This is a genomic window from Roseovarius sp. MBR-79 (assembly GCF_053628555.1).
The window spans coordinates 114,744-140,585 of record NZ_JBRJGP010000010.1; the positions used below are offsets into that span (position 1 = coordinate 114,744).

The 25,842-nt window shown below is 66.4% G+C and carries 22 protein-coding genes; 11 read left to right on the plus strand and 11 right to left on the minus strand.

The window, feature by feature from the left end; translation table 11 throughout:
• Positions 1–16: 16 nt before the first annotated feature.
• Positions 17–787 carry an HpcH/HpaI aldolase family protein gene (locus tag ACSSV8_RS12075; protein ID WP_354538531.1) on the plus strand — a complete coding sequence of 257 codons (771 nt, stop codon included), beginning with the start codon at positions 17–19 and terminating at the stop codon, positions 785–787.
• Complete coding sequence (locus ACSSV8_RS12080) at positions 780–1,700, plus strand: glucokinase (RefSeq protein ID WP_454282634.1); 921 nt, start codon at positions 780–782, stop codon at positions 1,698–1,700. Before ACSSV8_RS12075 ends, ACSSV8_RS12080 begins: the two co-directional genes overlap by 8 nt.
• Positions 1,701–1,748: 48 nt before the next feature.
• Here the strand turns inward: ACSSV8_RS12080 and katG are convergent, their stop codons facing one another.
• The 4 genes from katG to rpe all read right to left on the minus strand — a co-directional run bounded on the left by katG (position 1,749) and on the right by rpe (position 6,417).
• Positions 1,749–3,914, minus strand: a complete 2,166-nt coding sequence (gene katG, locus ACSSV8_RS12085) for a catalase/peroxidase HPI (RefSeq protein WP_454282597.1) — start codon at positions 3,912–3,914, stop codon at positions 1,749–1,751.
• A gap of 158 nt (positions 3,915–4,072) precedes the next feature.
• Positions 4,073–5,035: an NAD(P)H-dependent flavin oxidoreductase gene (locus ACSSV8_RS12090; RefSeq protein WP_454282598.1), complete on the minus strand. Its 963-nt coding sequence runs from the start codon at positions 5,033–5,035 to the stop codon at positions 4,073–4,075.
• 27 nt (positions 5,036–5,062) lie between these two features.
• Positions 5,063–5,719 (minus strand): phosphoglycolate phosphatase, encoded by a 657-nt coding sequence (gene gph, locus ACSSV8_RS12095; RefSeq protein WP_454282599.1) that lies wholly within the window; start codon positions 5,717–5,719, stop codon positions 5,063–5,065.
• A complete protein-coding gene (gene rpe, locus ACSSV8_RS12100) occupies positions 5,716–6,417 on the minus strand; it encodes a ribulose-phosphate 3-epimerase (protein WP_454282600.1) in 702 nt (233 codons plus the stop codon). Before rpe ends, gph begins: the two co-directional genes overlap by 4 nt.
• Positions 6,418–6,653: 236 nt before the next feature.
• On the opposite strand from rpe, the gene ACSSV8_RS12105 reads away from it, so the two are divergent.
• The 5 genes from ACSSV8_RS12105 to ACSSV8_RS12125 all read left to right on the plus strand — a co-directional run bounded on the left by ACSSV8_RS12105 (position 6,654) and on the right by ACSSV8_RS12125 (position 12,378).
• On the plus strand, positions 6,654–8,297 hold the full coding sequence (locus ACSSV8_RS12105; RefSeq protein ID WP_454282601.1) for a long-chain fatty acid--CoA ligase: 1,644 nt from the start codon (positions 6,654–6,656) through the stop codon (positions 8,295–8,297).
• Positions 8,294–9,316 (plus strand): phosphotransferase family protein, encoded by a 1,023-nt coding sequence (locus tag ACSSV8_RS12110; protein ID WP_454282602.1) that lies wholly within the window; start codon positions 8,294–8,296, stop codon positions 9,314–9,316. Before ACSSV8_RS12105 ends, ACSSV8_RS12110 begins: the two co-directional genes overlap by 4 nt.
• Positions 9,313–9,726, plus strand: coding sequence for a PaaI family thioesterase (locus ACSSV8_RS12115; RefSeq protein ID WP_454282603.1), 414 nt, complete (start codon positions 9,313–9,315; stop codon positions 9,724–9,726). The genes ACSSV8_RS12110 and ACSSV8_RS12115 overlap by 4 nt, the downstream gene beginning before the upstream one ends.
• A gap of 90 nt (positions 9,727–9,816) precedes the next feature.
• Positions 9,817–10,575 (plus strand): FkbM family methyltransferase, encoded by a 759-nt coding sequence (locus ACSSV8_RS12120; RefSeq protein ID WP_454282604.1) that lies wholly within the window; start codon positions 9,817–9,819, stop codon positions 10,573–10,575.
• Between the two features lie 114 nt (positions 10,576–10,689).
• Positions 10,690–12,378: a glycosyltransferase family protein gene (locus ACSSV8_RS12125; RefSeq protein ID WP_454282605.1), complete on the plus strand. Its 1,689-nt coding sequence runs from the start codon at positions 10,690–10,692 to the stop codon at positions 12,376–12,378.
• A gap of 84 nt (positions 12,379–12,462) precedes the next feature.
• On the opposite strand, the gene ACSSV8_RS12130 is transcribed toward ACSSV8_RS12125, so the two are convergent.
• Genes ACSSV8_RS12130 through ACSSV8_RS12150 form a run of 5 tightly spaced genes read right to left on the minus strand, consistent with a single transcriptional unit; the run spans position 12,463 to position 17,966 of the window.
• Positions 12,463–13,422, minus strand: coding sequence for a glycosyltransferase family 2 protein (locus tag ACSSV8_RS12130; RefSeq protein ID WP_454282606.1), 960 nt, complete (start codon positions 13,420–13,422; stop codon positions 12,463–12,465).
• 19 nt (positions 13,423–13,441) lie between these two features.
• Complete coding sequence (locus tag ACSSV8_RS12135) at positions 13,442–14,245, minus strand: hypothetical protein (protein ID WP_454282607.1); 804 nt, start codon at positions 14,243–14,245, stop codon at positions 13,442–13,444.
• Positions 14,242–15,027, minus strand: a complete 786-nt coding sequence (locus ACSSV8_RS12140) for an FkbM family methyltransferase (protein ID WP_454282608.1) — start codon at positions 15,025–15,027, stop codon at positions 14,242–14,244. The genes ACSSV8_RS12135 and ACSSV8_RS12140 overlap by 4 nt, the downstream gene beginning before the upstream one ends.
• 24 nt (positions 15,028–15,051) lie before the next feature.
• On the minus strand, positions 15,052–16,098 hold the full coding sequence (locus ACSSV8_RS12145) for a glycosyltransferase family 2 protein (RefSeq protein WP_454282609.1): 1,047 nt from the start codon (positions 16,096–16,098) through the stop codon (positions 15,052–15,054).
• Complete coding sequence (locus ACSSV8_RS12150) at positions 16,095–17,966, minus strand: hypothetical protein (RefSeq protein WP_454282610.1); 1,872 nt, start codon at positions 17,964–17,966, stop codon at positions 16,095–16,097. The genes ACSSV8_RS12145 and ACSSV8_RS12150 overlap by 4 nt, the downstream gene beginning before the upstream one ends.
• A 98-nt stretch (positions 17,967–18,064) precedes the next feature.
• On the opposite strand from ACSSV8_RS12150, the gene ACSSV8_RS12155 reads away from it, so the two are divergent.
• Positions 18,065–20,062 carry a hypothetical protein gene (locus ACSSV8_RS12155; RefSeq protein ID WP_454282611.1) on the plus strand — a complete coding sequence of 666 codons (1,998 nt, stop codon included), beginning with the start codon at positions 18,065–18,067 and terminating at the stop codon, positions 20,060–20,062.
• Positions 20,063–20,068: 6 nt separating this feature from the next.
• Here ACSSV8_RS12155 and ACSSV8_RS12160 read toward each other — a convergent pair whose 3' ends face one another.
• Both ACSSV8_RS12160 and ACSSV8_RS12165 read right to left on the minus strand, forming a co-directional pair.
• Complete coding sequence (locus ACSSV8_RS12160) at positions 20,069–21,055, minus strand: hypothetical protein (protein WP_454282612.1); 987 nt, start codon at positions 21,053–21,055, stop codon at positions 20,069–20,071.
• A gap of 54 nt (positions 21,056–21,109) precedes the next feature.
• The gene (locus ACSSV8_RS12165) at positions 21,110–22,771 is read right to left on the minus strand and encodes a Na/Pi cotransporter family protein (protein WP_454282613.1); all 1,662 of its coding nucleotides are present in this window, start codon (positions 22,769–22,771) and stop codon (positions 21,110–21,112) included.
• 212 nt (positions 22,772–22,983) lie between these two features.
• Here ACSSV8_RS12165 and ACSSV8_RS12170 point away from each other — a divergent pair, with 212 nt between their 5' ends.
• The 3 genes from ACSSV8_RS12170 (at position 22,984) to ACSSV8_RS12180 (ending at position 25,841) form a co-directional block, all read left to right on the plus strand.
• Entirely contained in the window at positions 22,984–23,880 is an 897-nt protein-coding gene (locus tag ACSSV8_RS12170) for a LysR family transcriptional regulator (RefSeq protein WP_454282614.1), read from the plus strand.
• A gap of 72 nt (positions 23,881–23,952) precedes the next feature.
• On the plus strand, positions 23,953–24,774 hold the full coding sequence (locus ACSSV8_RS12175; RefSeq protein WP_454282615.1) for a putative hydro-lyase: 822 nt from the start codon (positions 23,953–23,955) through the stop codon (positions 24,772–24,774).
• A 26-nt stretch (positions 24,775–24,800) separates the two neighbouring features.
• Positions 24,801–25,841, plus strand: a complete 1,041-nt coding sequence (locus tag ACSSV8_RS12180) for a TRAP transporter substrate-binding protein (protein ID WP_454282616.1) — start codon at positions 24,801–24,803, stop codon at positions 25,839–25,841.
• Position 25,842 lies beyond the last annotated feature (1 nt).

Consider the following 25,842-nt stretch of genomic DNA (forward strand, 5'->3'; position numbering starts at 1 on the left):
GCACAGGAGAAAGCCCATGCCCGCCCCCGCAAACTCCTTCAAGGCTGCGCTTGCGCGCGGTGACAGGCTTTATGGCTGCTGGGCGGGCTTTGCCGACGCCTATGCAACAGAGGTTCTGGCCGAGGCCGGGTTCGACTGGCTGGTGATCGACGGCGAGCATGCGCCCAATGATCTGCGCTCGATCTCGGCGCAACTGGCGGTGCTGCGCGGCGCGGATTCGCATCCGGTGGTGCGCCTGCCCATGGGTGAGGTCTGGGCGATCAAGCAGGCGCTTGACGTGGGCGCGCAGACGCTGCTCATCCCGATGGTGGAAAGCGCGGCACAGGCGCAGGACCTCGTGCGCGCGATGCGCTATCCGCCCGCAGGCGTGCGCGGTTCGGGCGCGGCGCTGGCGCGCGCCTCGCGGTTTTCCGGCATCAGGGATTACATCGCCACGGCGGATGCGCAGATGTGCCTTCTGGTGCAGGTGGAATCGGTGGCGGGGCTTGCGGCGCTGGATGAAATCCTGGCGGTCGAGGGGGTGGACGGGGTGTTCATCGGCCCCTCGGATCTCGCCGCCGACATGGGATATATGGGCGACCCGAGCGGGCCCGAGGTGCAGGCCGCGATCCGTGACGCGCTGACGCGCATCGCCGCCTCTGACAAGGCGGCCTGCATCCTTGCGCTCGATCATGACACGGCGGCGCGCTATCGCGACTGGGGCGCGCAGGTCATCGCCGTGGGGATCGACGTGCTGCTCTTGGCCCATGCCGCGCGGGCGCTGGCGGCGCGCTGGCGTGATGGTTGAGTGGCTGCTGGCCGATGTCGGCGCAAGCCACACGCGGCTGGCGCTGGCCACGCCCGAGGGGCTGTGCGCGGGCACGGCGGCGCGCTTCAGCAATGCGGCCCATGACGGGTTTGGCGCGCTTGTGGCCGGGTATCTGGACGGGCGACATGTGGTGGCGGTCTCTGCCGGGGTGGCGGGGCCGGTGCGCGGCGGCGCGGCGCGGCTGACCAATCTCGATTGGGTGATCGAGGGCGCGGCGGTGGCGCGCGCAAGCGGGGCCGCGCATGTGCATCTGATGAACGATTTGCAGGCGCAGGCGATGGCTCTGGACGATCTGGCCCCGTCCGCCCTTGTCCCGATCCTGCCCGGCACGCCCGACCCGGACGGCCCGCGCATGGTCATGGGGCTGGGCACCGGCAGCAATATCGCGGTGGCGCATCGGGTGGCGGGGCGTCTTTTCGTGCCGCCTGCCGAGGCGGGGCATTCGAGCCTGCCGCATATGGACGAGGAAACCAACCGCCTGATCGCGGCTCTGGCGTGTGAGGTGGCGCACAAACCCTATGAGGCGCTCGTATCGGGGCGGGGCCTTGCGCGGTTGCACCGTCTGCGCAGCGGCACCGGGATGACCGCGCCCGAAATCGTCGCGGCGTTCGAGGCGGGCGACAGCGCGGCGCGCGCCACGCTCATGCTCTTTACCCGGCTTCTCGGCACGGTCATGGGCAATCTGGCGCTGAACCATATGGCGACGGGGGGTGTTTTTCTCATCGGGGGTGTCGCGCGCGCGCTGGCCCCGCATCTGGCGGGGCTGGGACTTGCAGAGGCACTGACCGCCAAGGGGCCCTATGCCGAGATCATGCGCGCCATGCCGGTCACGCTGATCACCGACGATGATGCCGCTCTTGTCGGGTGCTGGCGCGCGCTGCACCAGACATGAAAACAGCGCCGGGTCGCCCCGGCGCTGTCATCCGTCGTGGTGCCGCGATCACGCCAGATCGTAGCGGTCCGCGTTCATCACCTTGGTCCATGCGGCCACGAAATCGCGCACGAATTTCTCGCCTGCGTCGTCCTGGGCATAGACCTCGGCATAGGCGCGCAGGATCGAGTTGGAGCCGAACACCAGATCGACACGGGTGGCGGTGTGTTTCACCGCGCCCGACTTGCGGTCGGTGATGTTGTAGGTGTTCTTGCCCGTGGGCTCCCACTTGTAGCGCATGTCGGTGAGCGTGGTGAAGAAATCGGTCGTCAGCGCGCCGACCCGGTCGGTAAAGACGCCATGCGCCGTGCCGCCATGGTTGGTGCCCAGCACGCGCATCCCACCCAGAAGGCAGGTCATCTCCGGCCCAGTCAACCCCATGAGCTGCGCGCGGTCCAGCAGCATTTCCTCGGGCTCGACCACGTAATCCGTCTTGAGCCAGTTGCGGAAACCGTCGGCGAGCGGTTCCAGCACCGAGAACGAGTCCGCGTCGGTCATCGCGTCGGTGGCATCGCCGCGACCGGGGGCAAAGGGCACCTCGATGTCAAAGCCGGCCGCCTTGGCCGCCTGCTCGACGCCGAGATTGCCCGCCAGCACGATCACATCCGCGATGCTGGCCCCGGTCTCGGCGGCGATCGGCTCCAGCGCCGCCAGAACGCGCGCCAGACGGGCGGGCTCGTTGCCCTCCCAGTCCTTTTGCGGGGCGAGGCGGATGCGCGCGCCATTGGCGCCGCCGCGATAATCCGAGGCCCGGAAGGTGCGCGCCGAATCCCAGGCGGTGGCAACCATGTCGGTCACCGACAGCCCCGCCGCCGCGATTTTCGCCTTGACCGCCGCGACATCGTAATCGGCCTTGCCCACCGGGATCGGGTCTTGCCAGACCAGATCTTCTTGCGGCGCGTCGGGGCCGATATAGCGCGTGCGCGGGCCGAGATCGCGATGGGTCAGCTTGAACCATGCACGCGCGAAGCAATCGTCGAAATAGGCCGGGTCGGCCATGAACTTCTCGCAGATGGCGCGATAGGCCGGGTCCACCTTCATCGCCATGTCGGCATCGGTCATCATCGGCATGACGCGCTTGGAGGCGTCGGTCGGATCGACCGGCATATCCTCTTCCTTGATGTCGATGGGGCGCCACTGCCACGCGCCTGCGGGGGATTTGGTCAGCTCCCACTCATAGCCGAAGAGAAGCTTGAAATAGCCCATGTCCCATTTCGTGGGCTCGGTCGTCCACGCGCCCTCCAGCCCCGAGGTCACGGCATTGGTGGCCTTGCCATCCAGATGCGGATTGACCCAGCCAAAGCCCTGCATCTCCAGATCCGCGCCCTCGGGTTCGGCCCCGAGCGCCTCTGCATCGCCATTGCCATGCGCCTTGCCGACGGTGTGCCCACCACAGGTCAGCGCGGCGGTCTCCTCGTCATCCATCGCCATGCGCGCGAAGGTCTCGCGCACCTGCCCTGCGGTCTTGAGCGGATCGGGCTGGGCGTTCACGCCCTGCGGATTGACATAGATGAGGCCCATCTGCACGGCGGCAAGCGGGTTTTCCATCGTGTCGGGCTTGCTCACATCCTCGTAGCGGCTGTCCGAGGGGGCCAGCCATTCACGCTCGGCCCCCCAATAGGTGTCTTTCTCGGGGTGCCAGATATCTTCGCGCCCGAAGGAGAATCCATAGGTCTTGAGGCCCATATCCTCATAGGCGATGGTGCCCGACAGAAGGATCAAGTCGGCCCAGCTCAGCTTGTTGCCGTATTTCTTCTTGACCGGCCACAGGATGCGGCGCGCCTTGTCGAGGTTGCCGTTATCGGGCCACGAGTTGAGTGGGGCAAAGCGGATGTTGCCGGTGCCGCCGCCGCCGCGCCCGTCGGCCAGGCGATAGGTGCCCGCCGCGTGCCAGGCGAGCCGGATCATGAGGCCGCCGTAATGGCCGTAATCGGCAGGCCACCAGTCCTGGCTCTCGGTCATCAGCGCCTTCACGTCGGCCTTGACCGCCTCGAAATCGAGCGCCTTGACCTCTTCACGGTAATCGAAATCCGCGCCCAGAGGGTTGGTCTTGCGGTCGTGCTGGTGCAGGATGTCGAGATTGAGGCTCTTGGGCCACCACTCGGTGACGCTCTTGCCGCTCTCGGTCAGCCCGCCATGCATGACGGGGCATTTGCCCATGTCGTTGCCGTCCATCTTGTCCTCCAATTCGGGTTGCGTGTGGATTGGGGCGGCGGCGCGACGATGCCCGCACGCCTCTGCCACCCAGATATGCGCTGTTGGTAACAGAACAAAGAGATTAGGTAAAATTCTCTTTTGCGATTAAAATGATAGTTTTAAATTATGATTTTCGCTCAGATCCAGCCCGGCGCGCGCCGCAAAAGCGCCTCGGCATCGGACACGATCCGGTCCATGATCTCTGCCACCGGCGGGCGGTCATGGATCAGGCCCGCCGCCTCGCCGACAAAGGTATTGGCGCGCTCCGGGTCACCCGCGGCCCAGCCCTCGGCCCAATCCGCCTGCGCGGCGGCATCCGCGCGCAGCGCGTCCGGGTCATCGTGCCAGCGTTCGGTGACGGGATTTCTGAGCACCCGCGCCGTATAGCGGTCGGGCCATCGCAGCCCGCGCGCGGCATCCATCACGGTGGAGCGAATCGTCGCGTCGCCGGTGGCGGCAATCGCGGCATCGGTCATGGCATGGCTCACCTGCGCCTCTGCCGACGCCCAGAGCCGCGAGCCCATCAGCACGCCATCCGCCCCCAGCATCAGCGCCGCCGCCAAGCCCCGCCCGTCGGCAATTCCGCCCGCCGCAAGCAGAAGCGTGTCGGGGCTGTGCGCGGCCAGCCAATCCGCCACTTCGGGCACCAGCGTGATCGTGCCGCGCCGCTCGCCATGGCCGCCTGCCTCCGATCCCTGCGCCACGATCACCCGCGCGCCACAGTCGGCGGCGCGCTGCGCGTCGCGCAAGGTCTGCACCTGACAGATCAGCGGCACGCCCGCGTCACGGATGCGCGGCGCGAACGGCGCGGGATCGCCGAAGGACAGGCAGAGCGCCGCCGGGGCATGGGCCAGAACCTGATCCAGAACCTGCGGATTTTCCGCCATCTTCCAGGTGATAAAACCGCAGCCGACCCGTGCATTTCCCGCCGAAGCAAGCTCCTGCTCCAGCCATCCGGCATCGCCGTAACCGCCACCGATGAGACCAAGCCCGCCCGCATGGCTCACCGCCGCCGCAAGGGCACCCCCGGCGGCAAAGGCCATGGGGGCCGACAGGATCGGATGGGTGAGGTCGAAGGACTCGGTCAGGCGCGTTTTCATTGCGCGATCATGCGCCACGCGGCCTGCTCAGGACAAGAGGTCAGCCACGATTCCCGGCAATTCGGCGAAATCGGCGAAGGCGCGGTCATGGGCGATCCGCTCCACCGGGCCCTTGCGGTAGCCTTCGGTGTAAAGCGCAAAGGGCAGGCCCGCGCGCGCCGCCGTCTCGGCATCAACCTCGCTGTCGCCGACATAGACCACGTCGCGCGCGCCAAGCCCAGCCACAGCCGCGCGCAGGGGGGCGGGGTCGGGTTTGCGCACACTCAGGCTGTCGCCGCCGATGACCACCGGGAAATGCACGTCGAGCCCGAGATGCGCCAACACCGCACGGGCCGGTCCCACCGGTTTGTTGGTGCAAAGGCCAAGCGCGTAGGGTTCGCTGGAGAGCGTCGTCAGGGCTTCCGGGACGCCCGGATAAACCTGCGTCAGGGTCACCGCCGTCTCGTAAAGCGCGATGAACTCCTCGATCAGGCGGGCGCGCAGCGCCACGTCCCCTGCTCGCCCGCGCGCGGTCAGACAACAGGTGATGAAATGCGGCACGCCGCTGCCGATGAAGCCGCGCGTCTCGGCGGCGGAAAAGGGCGCAAGCCCGTGCCGGTCCATCAGGGTATTGGCGGCGGCGTGGATATCCGGCGCACTGTCGATCAATGTGCCGTCCAGATCGAAGATGACGGCGCGGCTCATGCCATGACGCCGGTCGCGGCCTCGGCTGCGGCACGGATCGCGCGGATGTTCTCTCCGTAAGGCGCGGGATTAGCGACGCTGCCGCCCTTGAACACCGCCGATCCGGCGACCAGCACATCGGCCCCGGCGGCGGCCATCAGCGGGGCTGTCTCGGGGGTGATGCCGCCGTCGATCTCGATATGGATGGGCCGATCACCGATCAGCGCGCGCAGGCGCTTCACCTTGTCGATCTGGCTATGGATGAATTTCTGCCCGCCGAAGCCGGGATTGACCGTCATCACGCAAACGAGGTCGATCATGTCGAGCAGGTTCTCCACCCCGTCGAGCCCGGTGCCGGGGTTGAGCGCCAGCCCCGCCTTGCACCCTGCGCCGCGAATGGCCTGCAGCGTGCGGTGGACATGCGGCCCGGCCTCGAGATGCGCGGTGAGCACATCCGCCCCGGCCTGCGCGAAGGCGTCGATATAGGGATCGACCGGCGCAATCATCAGGTGCACGTCCATCACCGTCTTGATATGCGGGCGGATGGCGGCGCAGAGCGGTGGGCCGAAAGTGAGGTTGGGCACGAAATGCCCGTCCATCACATCGACATGGACCCAATCGGCACCCTGCGCCTCGATGGCCTCTATCTCGCGCCCGAAATCGGCAAAATCCGCCGACAGGATGGAGGGGGCGATCTTTATGGAACGGTCGGGGCGCATGGCGGCTCTCCTCGCGGATGGGATGGCATGGAAATGCGCGCTCGGGCCGCGAAGGTCAAGGGTTGCCGCCCTTGCGCCGTCATCCCCTAACAGTTCCCGTCATCCTCCGGCTTGACCGGAGGATCTCCCAGCCTCCGGAGATCCTCGGGTCAGGCCGGAGGATGACGGTGCACGCGATTGATCCCTCCCGCCTTTCGTGCAACCGTCCGTGAAAGCCGAAAACAGGGAGGAGCGCGATGCAAGGCCAGATGATGCACCGCAACCTGGCGATCATCGACATCCTGCGCCACGCGGCGGAGGCCCATCCCGCAGCGGGCATCGTCTCGGCGCGGGTCGAGGGCGATCTGCACCGCCAAAGCTATGGCGAAACGCTGGCGCGCGCAGCCCAGCTTGCTCATGCGCTGGCCGGTCTCGGGATCAGGACCGGCGACCGTGTCGGCACGCTGGCGTGGAACGGCCACCGGCATGTGGAGCTTTACTATGCCGTCTCGGGGATGGGCGCGGTCTGTCATACGATCAATCCGCGGCTCTCGCGCGAGCAACTGCTTTACATCATCCATCACGCGGATGACCGGCTTTTGTTTCTTGATCTCACCTTCGTGCCGCTGGTCGAGGACCTTCTTCCCGACCTGCCCGAGGGGCTTCGCCTTGTCATCCTCACCGATGCCGCGCATATGCCCGAGACCGCACTTGACGCGCTCTGCTACGAGGAGATGCTGGCGGCGCAACCCGACAGCTACGACTGGCCCGACCTGCCCGAGGACACCGCCTCGGGCCTGTGCTACACGTCCGGCACCACGGGCAATCCCAAGGGCGCGCTCTATTCGCATCGCTCGACCGTGCTGCACGCGCTTCAGGTGCCGATCTGCCAGACCAGCAGTTTTCGCGCCGGGGCACGCATCCTGCCGGTGGTGCCGATGTTCCACGTCAACGCCTGGGGTCTGCCTTATACCGCGCCGCTTGCCGGTATGACACTGGTCATGCCGGGGCCGAATCTGGATGGGCCGAGCCTCTTTCGCCTGATGGAGCGCGAGAGCGTCTATTCCGCTTGGGGCGTGCCGACGGTCTGGGCCGGACTTCTGGCCGAGATCGAGGCGCAGGGGCGCATCCCCCAAGGTTTCGGCGATATCGTGGTGGGCGGGTCCGCCGCGCCGCGCGTGATGATCGAGGCCTATGAGGCGCGCGGCGTCAACGTGGCCCAGGCCTGGGGCATGACCGAGATGAGCCCCATCGGCACGCATGGCGTGCTGCCGCCGCGCTACGACGATGCGCCCGAGCCTGAGCGCATTGCCGCCAAATGCTGCGCCGGGCGGCGTCTCTTCGGGCTGGAGTTCAAGATCGTGGATGACGATGGCCGCCGCCAACCCCATGACGGCGCGGCGGTGGGGGAGCTTTACGTGCGCGGCAATACCGTGATTTCCGGCTATTTCGACAACCCCGAGGCGACGCGCGCGGCGATGGATGAAGAGGGCTGGTTCGGCACCGGCGATGTCGCCTCGGTCGATCCCGAGGGGCGGCTGGTGATCCGCGACCGCGCCAAGGACCTGGTGAAATCCGGGGGCGAGTGGATCAGCTCGATTGATCTGGAAAACGCCGCGCTGTCGCATCCCGCGATTGCCGCCTGCGCCGTGGTGGCGATGCCGCACCCGAAATGGGATGAGCGCCCGGTGCTGGTGGCGGTGCCCGCAGGCGCGGCGCGGCCCGCGCTGGAGGAGCTGCGCGCGCACATGGCCCCGCATTTCGCCGTGTGGCAATTGCCGGATGACCTCATTTGGGTCGAGGAATTGCCGCTGACCGCGACGGGCAAGGTCTCCAAGCTGACCATAAGAGAGCGCATGGCGGAGTACGTCCTGCCCGACTTGCGCGGCGGTGCCGCATGAGCGGGCTTGACCTGCCCGCGCTGGAGGCGTGGCTGGCACAGCATTTGCCGGGGGTCACCGGGCCCCTTGAGGCCGAGAAATTCAGCGGCGGGCAGTCGAACCCCACCTATCGGCTGACCACGCCCGCCGGACGCTATGTGCTGCGCCGCAAACCGCCCGGCACGCTGCTCAAGTCCGCCCATGCGGTCGAGCGCGAATTTCGTGTGCAGCGCGCGCTTGCAGGCTCTGGCGTGCCGGTGGCGAAGATGCATGCGCTTTGCGAGGACGCGCGCGTGATCGGCTCGGCCTTCTACATCATGGAGGAGGTGGCGGGCCGGATTTTCGACGCGCCCTCGATGCCCGGTCTGGCCCGAAACGAGCGCGGCGCCATCATCGACGCGATGAACCGGGTGCTGGCGGCGATCCATGATGTCGATCTTGGCGCGACGGGCCTGGATGATTACGGGCCATCGGGCAATTACTACCGCCGTCAGGCGGACCGCTGGGCGGCGCAATACCGCGCAACCGCGACCGAAGACCTGCCCGAGATGGAGGCGCTGATCGACTGGCTCGACGCGCATATGCCCGAGGATGACGGGCAACGCTGCCTTGTTCATGGCGATTACCGGCTCGACAACCTCATCTTTGACCCCGAGGTGCCGGAGGTGCGCGCCGTGCTTGACTGGGAATTGTCCACCACCGGCCATCCTTATGCCGATCTGGCCGCCGTGCTCATGCAATGGTCGATGCCCGCCACGCCGGAGGGGCGCGGTCTGGCGGGGGTGGACCGGGCCGCACTCGGGCTCTGGTCGGACGAGGCGTTCGTCGCGCGGTATTGCGAGCGGCGGGGCATCGCGCCCATCGGCGATTTCCGCTTTTACCTTGCCTTCGCCTATTTCCGCATGACCGCGATCCTGCAAGGCGTGAAGAAGCGCGCGCTGAGCGGCAACGCGGCCGATCCGGAGCGAGGTTTGCGTCTTGGGGAATACGTGCCGCAATTCGTGCGCGCGGGTCTGGATGTGGCGGAGGGTGGGGCATGACCGATCTCGACCGGCTCTTGCAGGGCGAGCCGCCCTCGGGCCTGCAAGACCATCTCGGCTATCGCCTTATCGCCTGGTCATCCGATTTCGCGCAGGTCGAGTTGCCGATGACGCCCTGTATCGCCAACAGGCAGGGCCTGCCGCATGGCGGTATCCACGCCACGCTGCTCGATACGACAATGGGTTTTGCCGGGTGCTACACCGGCGATCCCGAACGGCGGCAGATGGCACTGACGCTGTCGCTCACGGTCAATTACCTCGGGCAGGCGCAGGGCGCGCGGCTCATTGCCGAGGCGCGCCGGACCGGAGGCGGCAAGAGCACGTTCTTTGCCGAGGGCACGGTGCGCGACGAGAGCGGGGCCATCGTCGCCACCGGAACCGGCGTTTTTCGCTATCGGCGCAGCGGCTGAGGGCAAAAAACCCTGCCCAAGCGGAACCCGAGCGTGCTAGAACAGAGGCAAGAAGCCGCAAGGACCGGCCCCAGAACGCAGAGCAGCGCCATGACCGAGACCAAGACCCGCACCGTGATCGACGCAGCAGCAGCGGGCGTGATCGACGCCTTCATGACGCCGCAGGCAACCGATACGCCGCTCATCCGGCTGGGCGATTTCGGCGATGGCGGCTATCTCGTGCCCGATGATCTGCGCGGGATCGCAGCCTGCTATTCGCCGGGCGTGTCGGAACAGGCAAGCTTCGAGATGGACATGGCCAAGCGCGGGATCCCGTCCTTCATGGCCGATGCCTCGGTCGAGCGGCCGCCGCTGAACGTTCCGGGGGCAGCGTTCGTGCGCAAGTTTCTGGGCGACACGGACAAGGGCCAGTTCATGACGCTGGCAAGCTGGGTCGCGGCGACAGACCCCGACCCCGAGGCGGACCTCCTCTTGCAGATGGATATCGAGGGGGCGGAATATGCCACGCTGGCCGCCGCGCCGCGTGACCTCCTGCGCCGCTTCCGCATGATCGTGATCGAATGGCACCACCTGCCCTCGATCCTGACCAAGCCGCGGTTTCTGGCCCCGGCGCTGGCGGTGGCGGAAAAGCTGCGCGAGGATTTCGTGACGGTGCATCTGCATCCCAACAATGTCTCTGGAAGTGTCGAGATCGAGGGTCAGATGATCCCCCGTGTGGTCGAGGCGACGCTCCTGCGCCGCGACCGGGCGTCAGGGCTGCGCCCCGCACGCGACCTGCCCCACCCGCTCGACCGGCGGCACAACCCCAAACGCCCGGCGCTGGCCCTGCCCGCGCGGTGGATCGGATGAGGCGGGCCGTCACCCTTCGGAGAGCGGAGCGCTTGATATGATGGCCTGATCGGGCGATGTTGCCCTCGGTCGGGCGGCCGGTTTGAATGACGGGTAGAGTTTAGGAGTCTGGATATGGCGGTCGATAAGGGTCTTTCCATCGAGGAACGTCGGCGATCCGGTCGTTTCATGAAAGGCTACGCGTTCAGGGGCAGGGATGTCGCCGCCGATATTCGTCAGAAATACGGGTTCGAGGGCGACCTTCTCGAAATTTATGCCGCAGGGGCCGAGCAACTTGTCCACAAATGGCATCATTACCTGCCGCTTTATGACCGCTATTTCAAGGATTGGCGCGGCAAGGAGGTTCGCTTCCTCGAGATTGGCGTGTCAAAAGGCGGCTCGCTGTCGATGTGGCGCCGCTATTTCGGTCCAAAGGCCATTATTTTCGGCATAGATATCAACGAAGCCTGCCGCGCGTATGACGGCATTGACGGGCAAGTCCGGATCGGCTCTCAGGACGATCCGGACTTTCTCGAACAGGTCATCTCCGAGATGGGCGGCGTTGATATTGTTCTCGATGATGGCAGCCACATGATGCGGCATGTGCGCGAAACGCTGGAGATCGTGTTCCCGGAGGTGAGCCTTGGCGGAGTCTACATGATCGAGGACCTCCATACCGCCTATTGGCCCGGCTTTGGCGGGGGGCTGGGCGAGGAGGCCAATTTCTTCAACTACGTGCGCGAACTCATTGATGACATGCACGGATGGTATCATGACGGCAGGGCGCGCCATCCCGTCATTTCGAACGCGTGCACCGGGGTTCATCTGCACGACTCCATTTGCGTGATTGAAAAGGGTCAGGTGCATCAGCCGGTCCATTCCAAGATCCAGCGCATTTCGGGCGACGGCCTCAGCTTTGTCATCCAGACCGCCGCGCCCAATGCACGCGCCATGAAGAACTGGGGCGACTATTTCTTTGCTCTTGGTCTGGCCGAGGCGCTGGAACGGCTGGGGCACAAGGCGCGCATCCAGTCCCGCGCCGACTGGGCCGACCGGCGCGATGCGGACGAGATCGACATCGTGCTGCGCGGGCGCGCGGAATACGAGCGGCGAGGTAGTAACCTGACGCTCTACTGGGTGATTTCGGGCGGTGAGCATGTGCCGCGCCCCGAACTCATCGCTGCCGATCACATCTTTGTCGCCGGTATGCCATTGGCACGCCGCTGGTCCCGCCAGATCGGGGCGGACAAGGTCTCGCTCATGCCGCAGGCCTTTGACGCCACGCGGATGCCGCTGCCGTCCGAGACCGCCAGACGCAACGGGATCGTCTTTGTCGGCATCGCCCGGAACATGCGGCCCATCGTGCAGATCGCTCTGGAGACCCGCTACAAGCTGCGGCTTTGGGGCGACGGGTGGCGCGAGACGGAGGCGGCGAAATTCCTCGTCGAGGACCGCATCGCCAATGACGATCTGGGCGCGCTCTATGCCGGGGCTGAAATCGTGCTCAACGATCAGACGCGGATCATGCGCCGCGCCGGGCTGATCTCGAACCGGATCATGGATGCGCTGGCCTGTGGGGCGGCGGTGATCACCACGCCCACGGGCGGGCTGCCCCCCGATCTGGCCGAGTTCGTCGAAGAGGTCTCGACCCCCGAGGAGTTTACCGAAGCCGTGCGCCTTATCCGCGCCGAGACCGCCGAAAAGAAGGCCGCGCGTGCCGACTTCGCCCGCCGGATGCGCGACACCCACAGCTTCGATGCCCGCGCCGCCCAGATCCTGACCAGCGTCGCGCAACTCCGCGAGGCCCGTCTCGCGGCGGAATAACGCCGCGCGCCTGACGCGCTCTCACTTATTGTTTTCGCATGTTCGAGAAGCTCAAAGCCGGTTCCCACTTTTGAGCAACATGCTCTAGCTCGTCAGGCTATCGAACAGCATCCGCGAGTCCGGCTGTGCCCGCAGCGCGGTGATGGCCTCGCGGTGGCGCGCGCAACACGCCTCGTGCAGGCGGCGCAGCTCGGGATCGGAGAGCAACTCTTCGTAGATCGCCAGTTTCGCGGGGCGGATGGCGTCGATGCTGCGGTCCTCGATCCGGTTGTGGTTCATCTTCTGCCAATACTCGAGGCCAAGCGCTTCTCCGCCGTGATGCGCCCGCCCGCGCGCCTTTTTCACCAGATAGGATTCGCAGGATTTGAGCGCGTAGTGATTGAGCTGCACCAGATCATAGCCAAGCGAATCCGGCCCCGACCGCCACGCCCCGCGCATGTAGCGTTCGGGCATCGGCTGGCCCGAGCCGTTATACCAGTGCAGATCGGCGAAGCTCTCGACCGTGGGGCGCTTGGGCCGGTGCACGCCGATATGCTCCCAGAGCCCGCGCTGGAACATGGTCTTGAGGCCCCAGGCCTGCGGCGGGCGGCGGGTCATGTCGGCGGCGGCGCGGATGAACTGATCGGTGAGGAACCCCTCGCGATAGTCCACCACGCCGCCATTGCCGAAAAGCCGCCATGTCATCGAGAGGGTGCGCGCCTGCGGCACGGCGGCGGTGAGCGCGGGCAACGTATGATCGCCGCAATGCACGTTGATATATTCGTCGGCGTCGATGGGGATCACCCAATCCTCGGGCCCGGTGAGGTCCATCTTGAGAAACCGGCGGTAGGCGCGGCGCTGCGGCGCGGGCTGTTTCGACGTGTTGTCGAAATGCCGGAGCTTTCCCATCGCATCGAGCCGGTCAAGCAGCGCGTCCGAGCCGTCGGAGCAATCATTGGAAAAGACCGCGATCACATCCGCCCCGATGGCAAGGTTATGCGCCACCCATTCAAGGATGAAGGGGCCCTCGTTCTTCATCGGGGTGACAATGACGAAACGGCTCATGCGCTATTCCCTTCCCGCTTCAGACGGCCACCCCGTGCCGCTCGGCCAGTTCTGCAAGGATCGACCCCTCGGGCGGGATCCCGTCATGCACGGCCCGTAACCGTGCCCGGCAGCGCCGCCCGTAGAAGTGGATCGAAACGGTATCCTCCTTCACATGTCGCCACGTCCGCGACGCGGGTCGGAAATAGAGCCGCCGCTCGGCAAAGGAAACCGGGTAGAGCACATGGGGCGGCAGGGCACGGCGAAACTCGTCATGGTCCTTGAGGAAATACGAGAGTGCCCTTGGCCCCCAGACGCCCCAGGGCATTTCCGAAATATGCATCGGATCGCCCGCCGCCGCGCGGCGCTCGATCTCGGCCTGATGGACCGGGCGCATCCAGCGGGGCCGTGCGTATTCATCCGCGCAAAACGCGATGAGCGAGGCCAGCGTTGGCGAGCTGGCAGGCAGGGCAAGCACACCGCTGGCCACGACATTGTCATTCTCGCGTCCGAAGAAATAGCCCTCCCGCGGCTCGAACGGGCGCAGGCAATAGGCATCGGTATCGGCCCAGACAATGCCATCATGGCGTGCCAGCAGATGATAGCGGAACTTGTCCGAATAGGGCGCGGGGCTACCCGAACGCTCGTGGCGGATCATGGTCGCGGGATTTGGCAGGATGTCCGAGGCGGGCGCCGCCTCGACCCCCTCGGGCAGGCCCTCGACCCCGCCATAGGAGAACATCACCACCGGGTGCCCCGCATCGACAAAGGATTGAACGCAGAGCCGTTCGATAAAGCCGAGCGGCGGACCGTCCCAGAACATCGCTATCGTGGCAAGGCTCATTCGGGCTGTCCTTTCATCGGCTGCTCTTGTCCCGAGGGTGCCGAGGGTGCCGACAGACGGTCCCGGCGGAATCGATCGGAGATAAAGACCGCATCGCCAAAGCGAAGCTGCCCGTTCTTCAGGCGCTTGGAGGGGAAGATGTCATAGAGCCAATACCCATGGCCGCGCATCAGGCTGAGGATCTCGTCAAGCAGCGGTACCCCGTCATAATGCGGCAGGGCGAACCATTCGAGCATGATCATGTCGATGGCCTGTTCCGACAAGAGCCGGTTCGCCCCTTGCAGGATGCTGAACTCGCTGCCTTGCGCGTCGATCTTCATGCAGGCGATATGGCTGATCCCCTGTGCCGCGCTCCAGTCGTCGAGCCTTGCAAGATCGACCGGGATGGTCTCGGTCGTGGCATGGGTGGAGTGGCGCGCGGCCTCGTCGCCGGAATTGGTGAAGAGCGAGGAACTGCCGGTGTGATCGGCGATGTGAAAATCGGCGGTTCCGCTTCGATCCGACAGCGCGAGCTGATGCACCCTGAGGTTGGCAAATCGCGCGAACCGCTCTTCAAGAAAGCGGCATTGCGCGGGGATCGGCTCGATCAGGTGGATGGGCAGATCGGGATAGAGCCGCGCCAGCAGGAGTGCGACAGTGCCGCGATTGACCCCCACATCGAGCACCACGCCGCGCCGTTCGGAAAATTGCGACAGTCGCGCCAGCGCGGCCACAGGCCCGCCCCGCTCGATCATCTGCTTGCGATGCCTGAGTTGCGGCTTGAGGAATGCTTCGGGGTTCATGGTCGGTCCTTGAACGGGTCGCCGTCAGTAGTCTTTTTGCGTGATTGTCGCGGTGGTCTCGATCGCGTTGGCCCGAAGCCAGTCGCGGAACTCGTCCCAGCCGGGGCGGGCGCGCAATTCGGCGATCTTGGCACGGTGCCAGTCGACCGCGCGCGCGTGCAGCATCCCCAGCACCGGATCGGCCCGGAGCGCCTCGTATACGGGCCGCATCCGCGCGGCATGGGGCAGGATCGAGCGATCCTCGACCCGGTTCACGTTCATGTCGGACCAGTAATGCTCGGTCTGTTCGCGGGCGATATGGTTGGTGCGGCCCCGGTCGCGCTTGACCAGAAAACTGTCGATGGAGCGCACCGAATAGTGATGCAACCGCGCATAGCGATGGCTGAACCCCGGCCAGCCGCGCCATGTCACCTGATCCATGGGGTGCAGGTTGCCGCCGCAATCGGACCAGCGCACCTCGGCCTCGCGCCCCTCGGGCGTGCCCTTGGGGCGGTGCGGGTTGAACTTGCGGAAGAGACCGTTGTTGCGGAACATCGTCTTGAACCCGGTGGCGCGCCCGTTGGCGGGATCGTCCTCGGCATCGGCAAGAAAGAACTGCTCGGTCACGGGCCTGTCCTCGTAGCCCTCGACTGCGCCGCAGCCAAAGAGCTTCCACACGAACGACACCGCGTCGCAATCGCCCATTTCGGCGATCATCCCGGGCAGGGTCTGCACCCCGTCGCGCAGGTTGATGAACTCGTCCACATCAAGGCACATGAGCCATTCGGCATCCTTGATCCACGGATGCGCGGTGGCGCGGCGCAGCGCCTTGTGCTGCGGTGGCGATCCATCCGAGACATCGTTGGGCCGGTGGCTGGCATAGCCCAACTCGGTCAGCCGGTCGGCGATCAGATCGGTGCCATCGTCGCAATTGTTGGTGAAAATCACGAAACCGGTAAAGCCGATGGCAAGGTTGTAGGCCACCCATTCAAGCATGAACGGCCCCTCGTTCTTCATCGTCGTCATGATGACATGAGAGCCGCCAAGCGCGGGCACCGGCAGGGCGCCGGCAAACTGCTGTGCTGCGGTCATTCGGCGGCCTCGCGTCTGAGCCTGCGAAAGGCGGGGCTGACGACGCGGGACAGTTTTTCATGCCCGCGCTCTTGCAGGTTGGTTTGCAATGCGCGGCGATACCACGGCAGCGTCCGCCGCTCACGGTAGAGCCGGTAGAAAACTTCGGCCGTGAGCGTGCCGTCCAGCGCGTGTTGCATGATCGGTTTCAGCAGGTTCGCACGGCGCAGGAACACCGGCGAGAAATGCCCCGAACACCAGGTCTTGAGGCGGATCACATTGTCCCCCTCGAGCCGGTCCACATGGCGGCGGTCGGGCGTGAAGAAGGGATCGTAAAACACGAACGCCTTTTCGACCTCGTCGATCTCATAGGCGCAATCGGAATGCGGCAGGGACCAGTCGCGCGCCTTTCCCATGCCAAACCGTTCCTCCCACGGCACCAGCGTGGTGTCGAGTGTGGTTTGCGGGTTGAAGCTGATGACCGTGGCGCCGGGGGCCAGCGAGGCAAAGGCCAGCGCCGCAAAACCGCCCATGGAGGTGCCGGTGAAGAACACCCTTTCATAGCCTGTGAACACGCCATCCGCCGACAGCTTTTGCAGATGGGCGATCAGTTGCGGGCAGCGATACCAGTCCTTGCGTCGCGCCATGACCGCGAGGTGCGAACAGCCATTGTCGCGCAGGAACTTATAGGCCCAGGGCTCGCGCCCCGGTGAGGTATCGTTGACGTTGGAGAGGTTGTCGAAACTCACCACAAGCCGCGCGGCATCCCGGTAGATACCCATCACCGCATGATTTTCGAGCCGCGTGTAAAAACCCTGCCGCGCGCCGCCGGTGTGGATTTCGGCGAACCAGTCGGGCAGGGCGGCGGCGGGGGGTGGTGCGTCGTCCTCCAGACCGTCCGTTTCGCGCGCGTCCTCTGCCATCTCGACCGAGGTGTCGTTTGTGGCGGGGTCAACGGCGGCGACGGACGCGCGGGCGGTCTGCGGAAAGAGCTGCGCCAGCGTTTCGTGTTCCTCCGCGCAAAGCGCCTTCTGGGCCTCGGCCACGCCGGGCAGGGCCATCAGCGCGGCGATCCCGTCTGCCAGCGGCCCGGTCCGGTCGCCGATCCCCTGAACTGCGCCGGTGATCGAAGCCAGATCGGTCAGCCGTTCGGCAATGCGCTCGGGCGCGGGATGCTGCTTGGCGGGCAGCGCGTGAAGCCGCAGCAGATAGGTCTCGGCGGCGGGGGCCGGGATGCGCAAGACCGATGCCTGCGCTGCGCCGAACGCACGGCCCTCGATGCCCCAGCCCACACGGCTATGCGGCGCGGGCAGGTCTGCGCCGTCGCCATCGACCCATTTCACCTCCTTGCCGCCCGCCACCGGGCCGATAGGCACCTCGGGCGTGCGCGCCGCAAAAAGGCCAAGCCGCACCACGCTGCGAAGTTCGGGCGTATCGGGCGGGGCCACCGGGCGCGGGCGGTGCAGCACCGGACCGGGCACATGCGCCTCATGCCCGCCGGTCCCCGCCTCGCAGAGCGGCACCGAGAGCACATCCGCCCCGCGCATCAGGGTCTGGATGCTTTGGGTCTTGCCGTGGATGCGGAAATATTCGTCCGGGCCGAGGAAGAGACCATAGCCGCCGCTCTGCGTGGCCTCGAGCGCACCCGCGCGCAGCGCTGCATTTTGCGCCTCTTCCTTCATGTCGGGATCGACGCCCACGGGCATCAGCCGCAGCACATCCGCCTCGGCCAGGGCCGTCAGAAGCGGATGCGCACCCGCCTCGCGCCGGTCGATGAAAACCGCAAAATCCGTCGCCCCGAGCAGACGGTGCCAGGCCAGCCATTCCAAGAATGCAGAGTCGGGCCGCACCAGATGGGTGCTCACCAGAAGCCTGGAACCTGCCGTCATTTGCCTCGTTACCCCTTCGCCACTGCCCGGCAGCGGGAGCGCTTGCGACTGTTTCCATTGAGTGTATAGACTTTCCCGGAACGGGAAAAGGTTTCTTTATGTCGAATGCCCCCGATCCGGCGCGCGGTTTCTTCATCGGGTTGAGGAAGGATCAACTTGGCGCGCGGCTCTTGATGATGCTCAACAGCATCCGTCTGGCCGAGGATTACGGGACCGATTTCCGCATCAACTGGTTTCCGCGCGGGGCCATGGCACCCAAGCTCGATACGCCGTCGGACCTGTTCGACGAGGCGTTCATCGCGCGGCATTTCATCGACAATGCCGATTTCGAGGCGCTCGATGCGCGGACCAGACCGCTCTGGTCCTTTCTCAGGGACAAGACGCCCGAGCGTCTTGAGGCGCATCTTGCGCAGGGCGGTCATGTGCTGCTCGACGAGGGGTTCGAGATCGTGGAATTCCCCTGGGAGGATGCCGAGGCGCTGCGCGGCCGGTTTCGCGGGTTCATCCGCCGGATCGGGTTCAATCCCGTCATCGCCCGCCATATCGGCGAGATCGAGACGGCGATGGCGGGGCAAGGGCGCACCATCGCCTATCACATCCGGCGCGGCGACATCCTCAACGAGGAGCCGTGGAAACACAAGGAATGGCCCGCCAAGATCGAGCCGGACGAGCTTTATTCGGCCTATCTGGAGAAAAACGCAGGTGCCGGCGCGCTGGTGTTTTCCGATCAGCCCGAGAGCATCGCGCGGTTCACGGCGGCGCACAGCCGGGTTCGTGCCATCGACGATCTGGTGGACCTGAGCGATTGCAGGCCCGTGCAGCGCGACTTTCTGGAACTGTTCGCCATGTCGCGCGCGACCGAGATCGTCGCCCCCCCGATCAGCGCCTTCAGCCGCGCCGCCGCCCGCCTCAGCGGGCAAGAGCGCAAGTGCTTTCACGAGGTCATGACGGTGCCCGAGCGCGAGGCGGCCTATGACCGGGTGCTCGATCGGTTCCGGCAGGGGGTGGACGGCTTCATCACCCCGAGCGAGGCCGCGCATATCTATGTCAAGCTGGCCCGCCGCCTTCAGGAGAGCGCGCGCGAAGAGGCCGCGTGGGAGATCGGCGAGGCGATCCTCAGGGCCGGGGCCGACAATGCCTTTCTGCCGCTGATGCACGCCATTGACGGCATGTATCTGCACAAATGGCAGGAGGCGCTGACCCATGTCGAGGCGGCGCTTGCCCATCCTCACCAATGGCAGGAGAACTATATCACCGCGCTTGCCGTCGAGGCGCATATCCGCGGCGCGCTCGGCCAGCGGCACCGGGCGCGCCGCGCCTTTCTGCGCGCCTTCTGGCAGAAACCGATGCTGCCCGACGTGACCGTGATCGGCACCTTCATGATCAAGCGGCAACGGTTGCGCCCCGGCACCAGCCTGCCGTTTGACCGCGACACGATCCTGATGCTGCCGATCCCCTATCAGCAGACCAACATCCTTGTGCAGCAGGCGCGCATCCTGCGGCGTCGCGCGGCGGATCTCTCGACCATCGCGATCGAGTGGCCGTGGTTCTCGATGGAGGGCAAGGTGGCGCGGCTTCTGGCGTCAAAGCCCGATCTCGACGCGCTGCGCGCGCGGATCGAGGGTGATGCGCGCTTTGCCCCCGGCACCCTGCCCGACAGTTTCTGCGCGCTGCTCGAGGCGCGGGCGGGGCGGCTTGACGCGGCGTTGGCGCGCAACAGCGCGGCGCTCGAGGTCAGCCCCGACGCGCCGCTGATACAAAAGCGGCAGGCCGAAATACTTGCGTTGCAGGGCGATTTCGACGCTGCTTTACGGCAGATGGAGGCGTGCCGCGCACAGGCCCCCGACCATGCCTTCTGGCACTTCCTCACCGGGCATTTCCACCGCGAGGCGGGCAATCTGATCGCCGCCCGCGCGGCGATGGAACGGGCCTCTGCCATGGATGACAGCACCGCCGAGTTGCACGCGACCCTCGCCGATCTTTGCCGTGACATGGGCGACGAGGCGGCGACCATCGCCGCGCTCGACCGCGCTGCCGAGATTGCGCCCAACCAGCAACGCTTTGCCAATCGGCGCGCGCGGCTGAGGCGCGCCTGAGCGCGCTCAATCCCGTCGCGCCAGCCGCAGGATCGCGCGCACTGCGTGGTGAAAATCCTCCAATTCGCCGGGATAGGCGCGCACGCGCTCCGCGCTTGGGACACTGGCGGGAAAGAGCCGGTCGCGCCCCGCAAAGAACGCCTTGCGCATCACCGCGTTGCGCGTCTCGAGCGTGTCGTTGATCCGCGCGCGCTCCTCGGGCAAAAGCACATCGTCGCTGGCGTAAAGCCGCGCATCGCCGCTTGCCTGCAAGGCGCGGCCAAGGCGGCGGCGGGCCTTCTTGTCATAGCCCGCGCCCTCGTCGAACAGGCCGAGCGCTTCGCTTGCCACGCGCGAGAGCGAGCGGTTGGCGGCCACCTTCGGCAGGGGCACCGTGTCGGGGTTCACCCCAAGGACCGACAGGAAATCGGGGATCACGTTACCGCCGGCCATCTCGTCGCGCAGGTAGAGGCGCGGCACGATCTCGGCCCCCGGAAGCTGTGCGCTGATCCGGTCGAATACGGTGGTGAAATTCATGTAATCCGGGTCGCTCTCGATCCGCGCCAGCCGCTCGGCGACAAAGCGTTCCGCGCCGCCCGTGGGCAGGCCGTTCTTGGCGCGTTGCTTGTAATCGGCCTCGATGAAATCGTCGAAACGGCGCAGATAGACAAAGACCCGCACCGGCGCGCTGATCCGCGACAGGTAGCGCTGGCGCAGTGGGGTCAGGTCGCGGCCAAAGAACATCTCGGACGACAGGATGCAATGCGCGCCGTCCTGCGCGGCGACCTCCGACGCCAGCTTCCCGGCATCGTCCTCGGGCTGGCCGTGCCAGCCCCGGCTCATCGCCACCGCGAGCGCGTTATGGCATATGAGCCGCCCCGTGCCGGTGCCCCGGTCGCGCCCGGTGGCAAGGTAGCGAATGCCGTTGTCGCGCAGGAAATCGGGCTGAGAGTGCAGCCAGCCCTGCAAGGCCGTCGTGCCCGTCTTGGGCATCCCGATATGAAGCCACAGCATCGCCCGCCCCCGTTTCTGAAAGGTCTAGGCCAAGCGGGGCATGGCCGCAATCGCTCAGGCGCGGCGCGACATGCGGCTGGACAGCAGGTCACCGGTCTCGGTCAGGATGGGATAGGCCACCATGGTGAAGGCGGTGTTGACCTGCTTGAGTGCGCGCAGCGTCTCCTGATGGATGTTGCTGGTCTCGATGCTCTCGGCCAGCCCCTCGCGCAACCGTCCCAGATGCGCGCGTTGCAGGTGCTGCTCGATGTCGCGGATGATGTCCTTTTCCGCGACCAGATCGCGCGCCTCATCCGGGTGCTGGGTCATCATCACGCCGAGCGCCCGTTGCGCATTGGCAAGCACGCGGTCGTGGAAATCGCAAATCTCCTCCCAGCCAGGGCGCGAGAACTGCACCCCTTCGGTGCTGAGCCGTCGCGCCAGACCGACCATGGTGGTGGTGATCGTGTCGCTTGCCGCCTCGAAATTGGCGGCGATGGTCGACAGGTCCATCGCGCGCTGGCTGCGCTCTTCGTCAACGCCCGCGCGGTTGAGCTGCGCCAGATAGAGCTTGGTGTCGAAATGGCGCTTGCGCACGGTCTTGTCGCTGGCCAGAAGCGCTTCCGCCGCCGCCTCGTCCCACTGCGCATAGAGCGTGGGCATGGGGCGCAGCATCGCCTCGACCGTCTCGCCGATGCGGATCACCTCGCGCGTGGCACAGGACAGCGCGCGGTCGGGATTGCTCAGCGCCGCCGGGTCGAGCGCGGTGAGATGCGCCAGCGGCGAGGGTGCGCCTTCGGACCCCATCGCCTGTGCCACCAGCCGGTCCACCAGCCCCACCAGCGGCAGGGTCAGCAGCGCGAGGCCGAGGTTGAACAGGATATGCAGGTGGATCGCCTGCGCCGCCGGGCTTGTCCCCAGCCAGCCGAGCGGCGGCTGAAAGGCCGTCAGCGCCGCCAGCACCAGCGCCGCACCGCCCCCGCGCAAGAGGACGTTGGCCAGCACCACGCGCCGCGCCGCCGCAGGGGCAGCAAGGGTCAGGATCAGCGCGATCACCGCCCCGCCCAGATTGGCCCCGAGGATAAGCGCCACCGCCGCCGCAAGCGGCATCACCCCCTGCGCCACAAGCGTGACGAAGAGCAGCACGGCGGCCACCGAGGAATGCACGATCCACGCGAACACCGCGCCGATGACGAAGGCCGTCAGCGTGTCGCGGGCGAGATAGGCCATTGCCGTGCCCGCGCCGGGGCTGTCCAGAAGCGGCGCGGTCGCCGCGCGCAACAGATCGAGCGACACAAAGACAAGCGCCAGCCCGATCAGGATGCGCCCGCCCTGCCGCACCCTCCTTTGATGGCCGCGCAGGAACATCACCACCCCGACGAGCAACAGGGCCGAGATCAGCCAGGACTGGCGCACGAGCAGGAGCTTGGCCACCAGCGCCGAGCCGAGATCGGCCCCGAGCAGCATGGCCAGCCCCGCCGCTGCCGGGATCGACCCAGCGGCCACGAAATTCGTCACCATCACCGCCACCGCCGTGGAACTTTGCAACGCCATGGCGCTGCCGGTGCCGGTCGCCGCGGCGAGCATCCGGCTTTGCCCCGAGCGGCGCAGCCAGAGCCGCAACGGTGCCGAGAACGCCCGTTCCACCCCGGTGCGCACCAGCCGCACCGACCAGATCAGAAGCGCCGCCGCGCCGCCGATCTGGAGAAAGAAAATCGTAAGGTTCGGGCTGTCCAATCGTGCCTCCGTGCGGGATGATCGTGCGGGATGATGGATCGCAGGGGGCGAGCCTTGCGCCGCGCACCGGGAAGCGCAAGCGGATGTGGACGTATTGTGCCTTTTGTAACAGTTATGTGACAGATTTATGACAATTGCCCACCGTGGCCGGACGATGGCGCGGCGCGCAGACGCGCGCTATGCTGCGGCGATCCGGTCACAGGAGCCTGCCCATGACCCAGCTCAACCTTGCGCATCTGGAGACGTTTCTGGCGGTGGTGCGCACCGGCGGCGTGCGCCGCGCGGCCACCAGCCTCAACCTCACGCAGCCTGCCGTCACCGCGCGCATCCGCAATCTGGAGGAGATGCTGCATTGCACGCTTTTCGCGCGCGGGCCGCAGGGCATGACGCTCACGCGCGAGGGAGAGCGCCTTTTGCGCCATGCCGAAAGTTTTGCGCTTCTCGCCGAACGACTGACGCAAGACCTGATCGCGCCCGGCGCGCTGGAGCGGCATCTGCGCATCGGCGTGTCGGAGACCATCGCGCAATGCTGGTTGCCCGATCTGGTGGCGCGGCTTCATGCCACCTATCCGCAAGTCGAGATCGAGCTGACCGTGGATGTCTCGCGCGATCTGCGCGACCGGCTTCTGGCGCGCGAGATCGACCTGGCGATCCTGCTCGGCCCGGTTTCGGAATACAGCGTCGATAATCTCGACCTGCCGGGGTTCGACCTTGCCTGGTATGTCGCGGACGACGACGGTGCGGACCCCGCAAACTGCCTGCGCCGCCCGGTGCTGAGCTATGCGCGCACCACCCGGCCCTACCGCGAGTTGAAGGCGCTGCTGATGGAGCATGTCGGGCCGGAGGCGCGGATCTTCCCCTCGTCCTCGCTGTCGGCGGCGTTTCGGCTGGTGGAGGCGCGGCTTGGCGTGGCGGCGCTGCCGCGCGTGCTTGGGGCGGGATATGTGGTGTCGGGGCGGTTGCGCGAGTTTGATCCGGGCTGGGTGCCCGGCCCCTTGCGGTTTACCGCCTCCTGGCTGGGCGAGCCGGGCAATCATCTGGCCTCTCATGCCGCGCGCATGGCGCGGGAGGTGGCGGAGGGGTGGCAGGGCGATAATTCATTTCGATAACATGTGACAAAAAACTTCGATTTGATTTTATCGAACAAGGCTGCGAGCCTGTCGGTCAGAGGAGAGACCGTCATGAGCGCCCAATTCGACACCCTGCGCCGCACCCCGCTGCCGGATTTGCGCGCCGAGATCCGCGCCGGACGCTACCGGGGCCATACGGCGGGGCTGGGCGCGGGCTATCTTCAGGCCAATATCGTCATTCTGCCGGGGTCTGTGGCGCTCGATTTCATGCGGTTCTGTCAGCGCAACCCCAAGCCCTGCCCGCTGGTGGGTGTCTCGGACACGGGCGAGCCGATGATGCGCACGCTGGGGCGCGACATCGACATCCGAACCGACGTGCCCGCCTACAACATCTATCGGCATGGGCGGCTTGAGGGGTCAACCACCGACATTACCGATCTCTGGACGCCGGACATGGTGGCCTTTGCGCTTGGATGTTCGTTCACCTTCGAGCACGCCCTCATCCGCGCGGGCATCCCGCTCTGGCATGTCACGCATGACACGACCGTGCCGATGTTCCGCACCGCCATCCCTTGTGTGCCTGCGGGACCGTTCCGCTCTCCCATGGTGGTCAGTATGCGCGCGATGGACCCTGACCGCGTGGCCGAGGCTGTCGCGCTCTCGCGGCGCTATCCGCTGGCACATGGCGCGCCGGTGCATGTGGGCGACCCAAGCGCAATCGGCATCGCCGATCCGGCGCGCCCCGACTGGGGCGATCCCGCGCCGGTCACGGGCGATCAGGTGCCGGTCTTCTGGGCCTGTGGCGTGACGCCCCAAGCCGCGATCGAGGCCGCCGCCCCGCCGCTCTGCATCACCCACAAGCCGGGGCACATGCTGATAACCGATATTCCCGAAGACGCGGAAACCCCGGTGCTCGCGCCGGAAACCGCCTGATTTCCAACCCGACAAGGAGCGATCCAATGACAAGACTAACCGCCGTTCTCGCCGCCACCACGATGCTTGCCGCGCCTGCCGCCGCACAAGAGCTTTCGGTCGTCGGAAGCTGGTCGAGCCTGCCGTTGCACAAAGAATACGAAGCCCCCTTCTGGTCCGAGACCCTGCCCGCCGCCTCGGGCGGCAAGATCAGCGTGGCGCTGACCACCCATAACCAGATGAACCTTGGCGTGGGGGACGTTTACCGCCTGCTGGGCGACGGGGTCTATGACGTGGGCATGACCGTGGCCGACTATGCCGTGGCCGACGCGCCCGAGCTTGAAGGTCTCGACGTGCCGCTTCTGGCGCTGACGGCGGACGAGGCGCGCGCGATGGTCGATGCGGCGCGGCCCATGGTGGCGGATATCTTCCGCGATCGGTTCAATTCCCATGTGCTTGCCATCGCGCCCTACCCGCCGCAGGTGGTGTTCTGCAACGCGCCGGTCACGCAGCTTTCGGATCTCGAGGGCCTCAAGGTCCGCGCCTCGGGTCGCATGACCGCGCAATTCCTGGAGGCGCTGGGCGCAGAAGGCATCAACGTGAGCTTTGGCGAGGTCCCCGGCGCGCTTCAGAACGGCGTGGTGGATTGTGCCGTGACTGGGGCCGGTTCGGGCTATAGCGCGGGCTGGTGGGAGGTCTCGACCCACCTGCTGCCCATTCCGCTGGGCGGCTGGGACAGCGTGGTGACGGCGATGAACCTTGACCGCTGGAACAGCCTCGATGCGGGCACGCAGGACTTGATCGCCACCGAGATCAAGGCCAATTTCGAGGACAAGGCCTGGGCCACCGCTCAGGATGCGCTTGTCAATGACATTGCCTGCCTCACCGGCAATGGCGACTGCCCCTCGGGCGAGGCGCGCGGCATGACATTGGTCGAGGTGTCGGAGGCCGATTTCGACCGGGCGCGCGAGGTGCTGGTGACGAAAGTGCTGCCCGACTGGGCGGCGCGCGCGGGCGATGATTGGGCCAAGCGCTGGAACGAGAGCGTCGGCGCGACCGTCGGCGTCACCATCGGCGCGGTGAACTGAG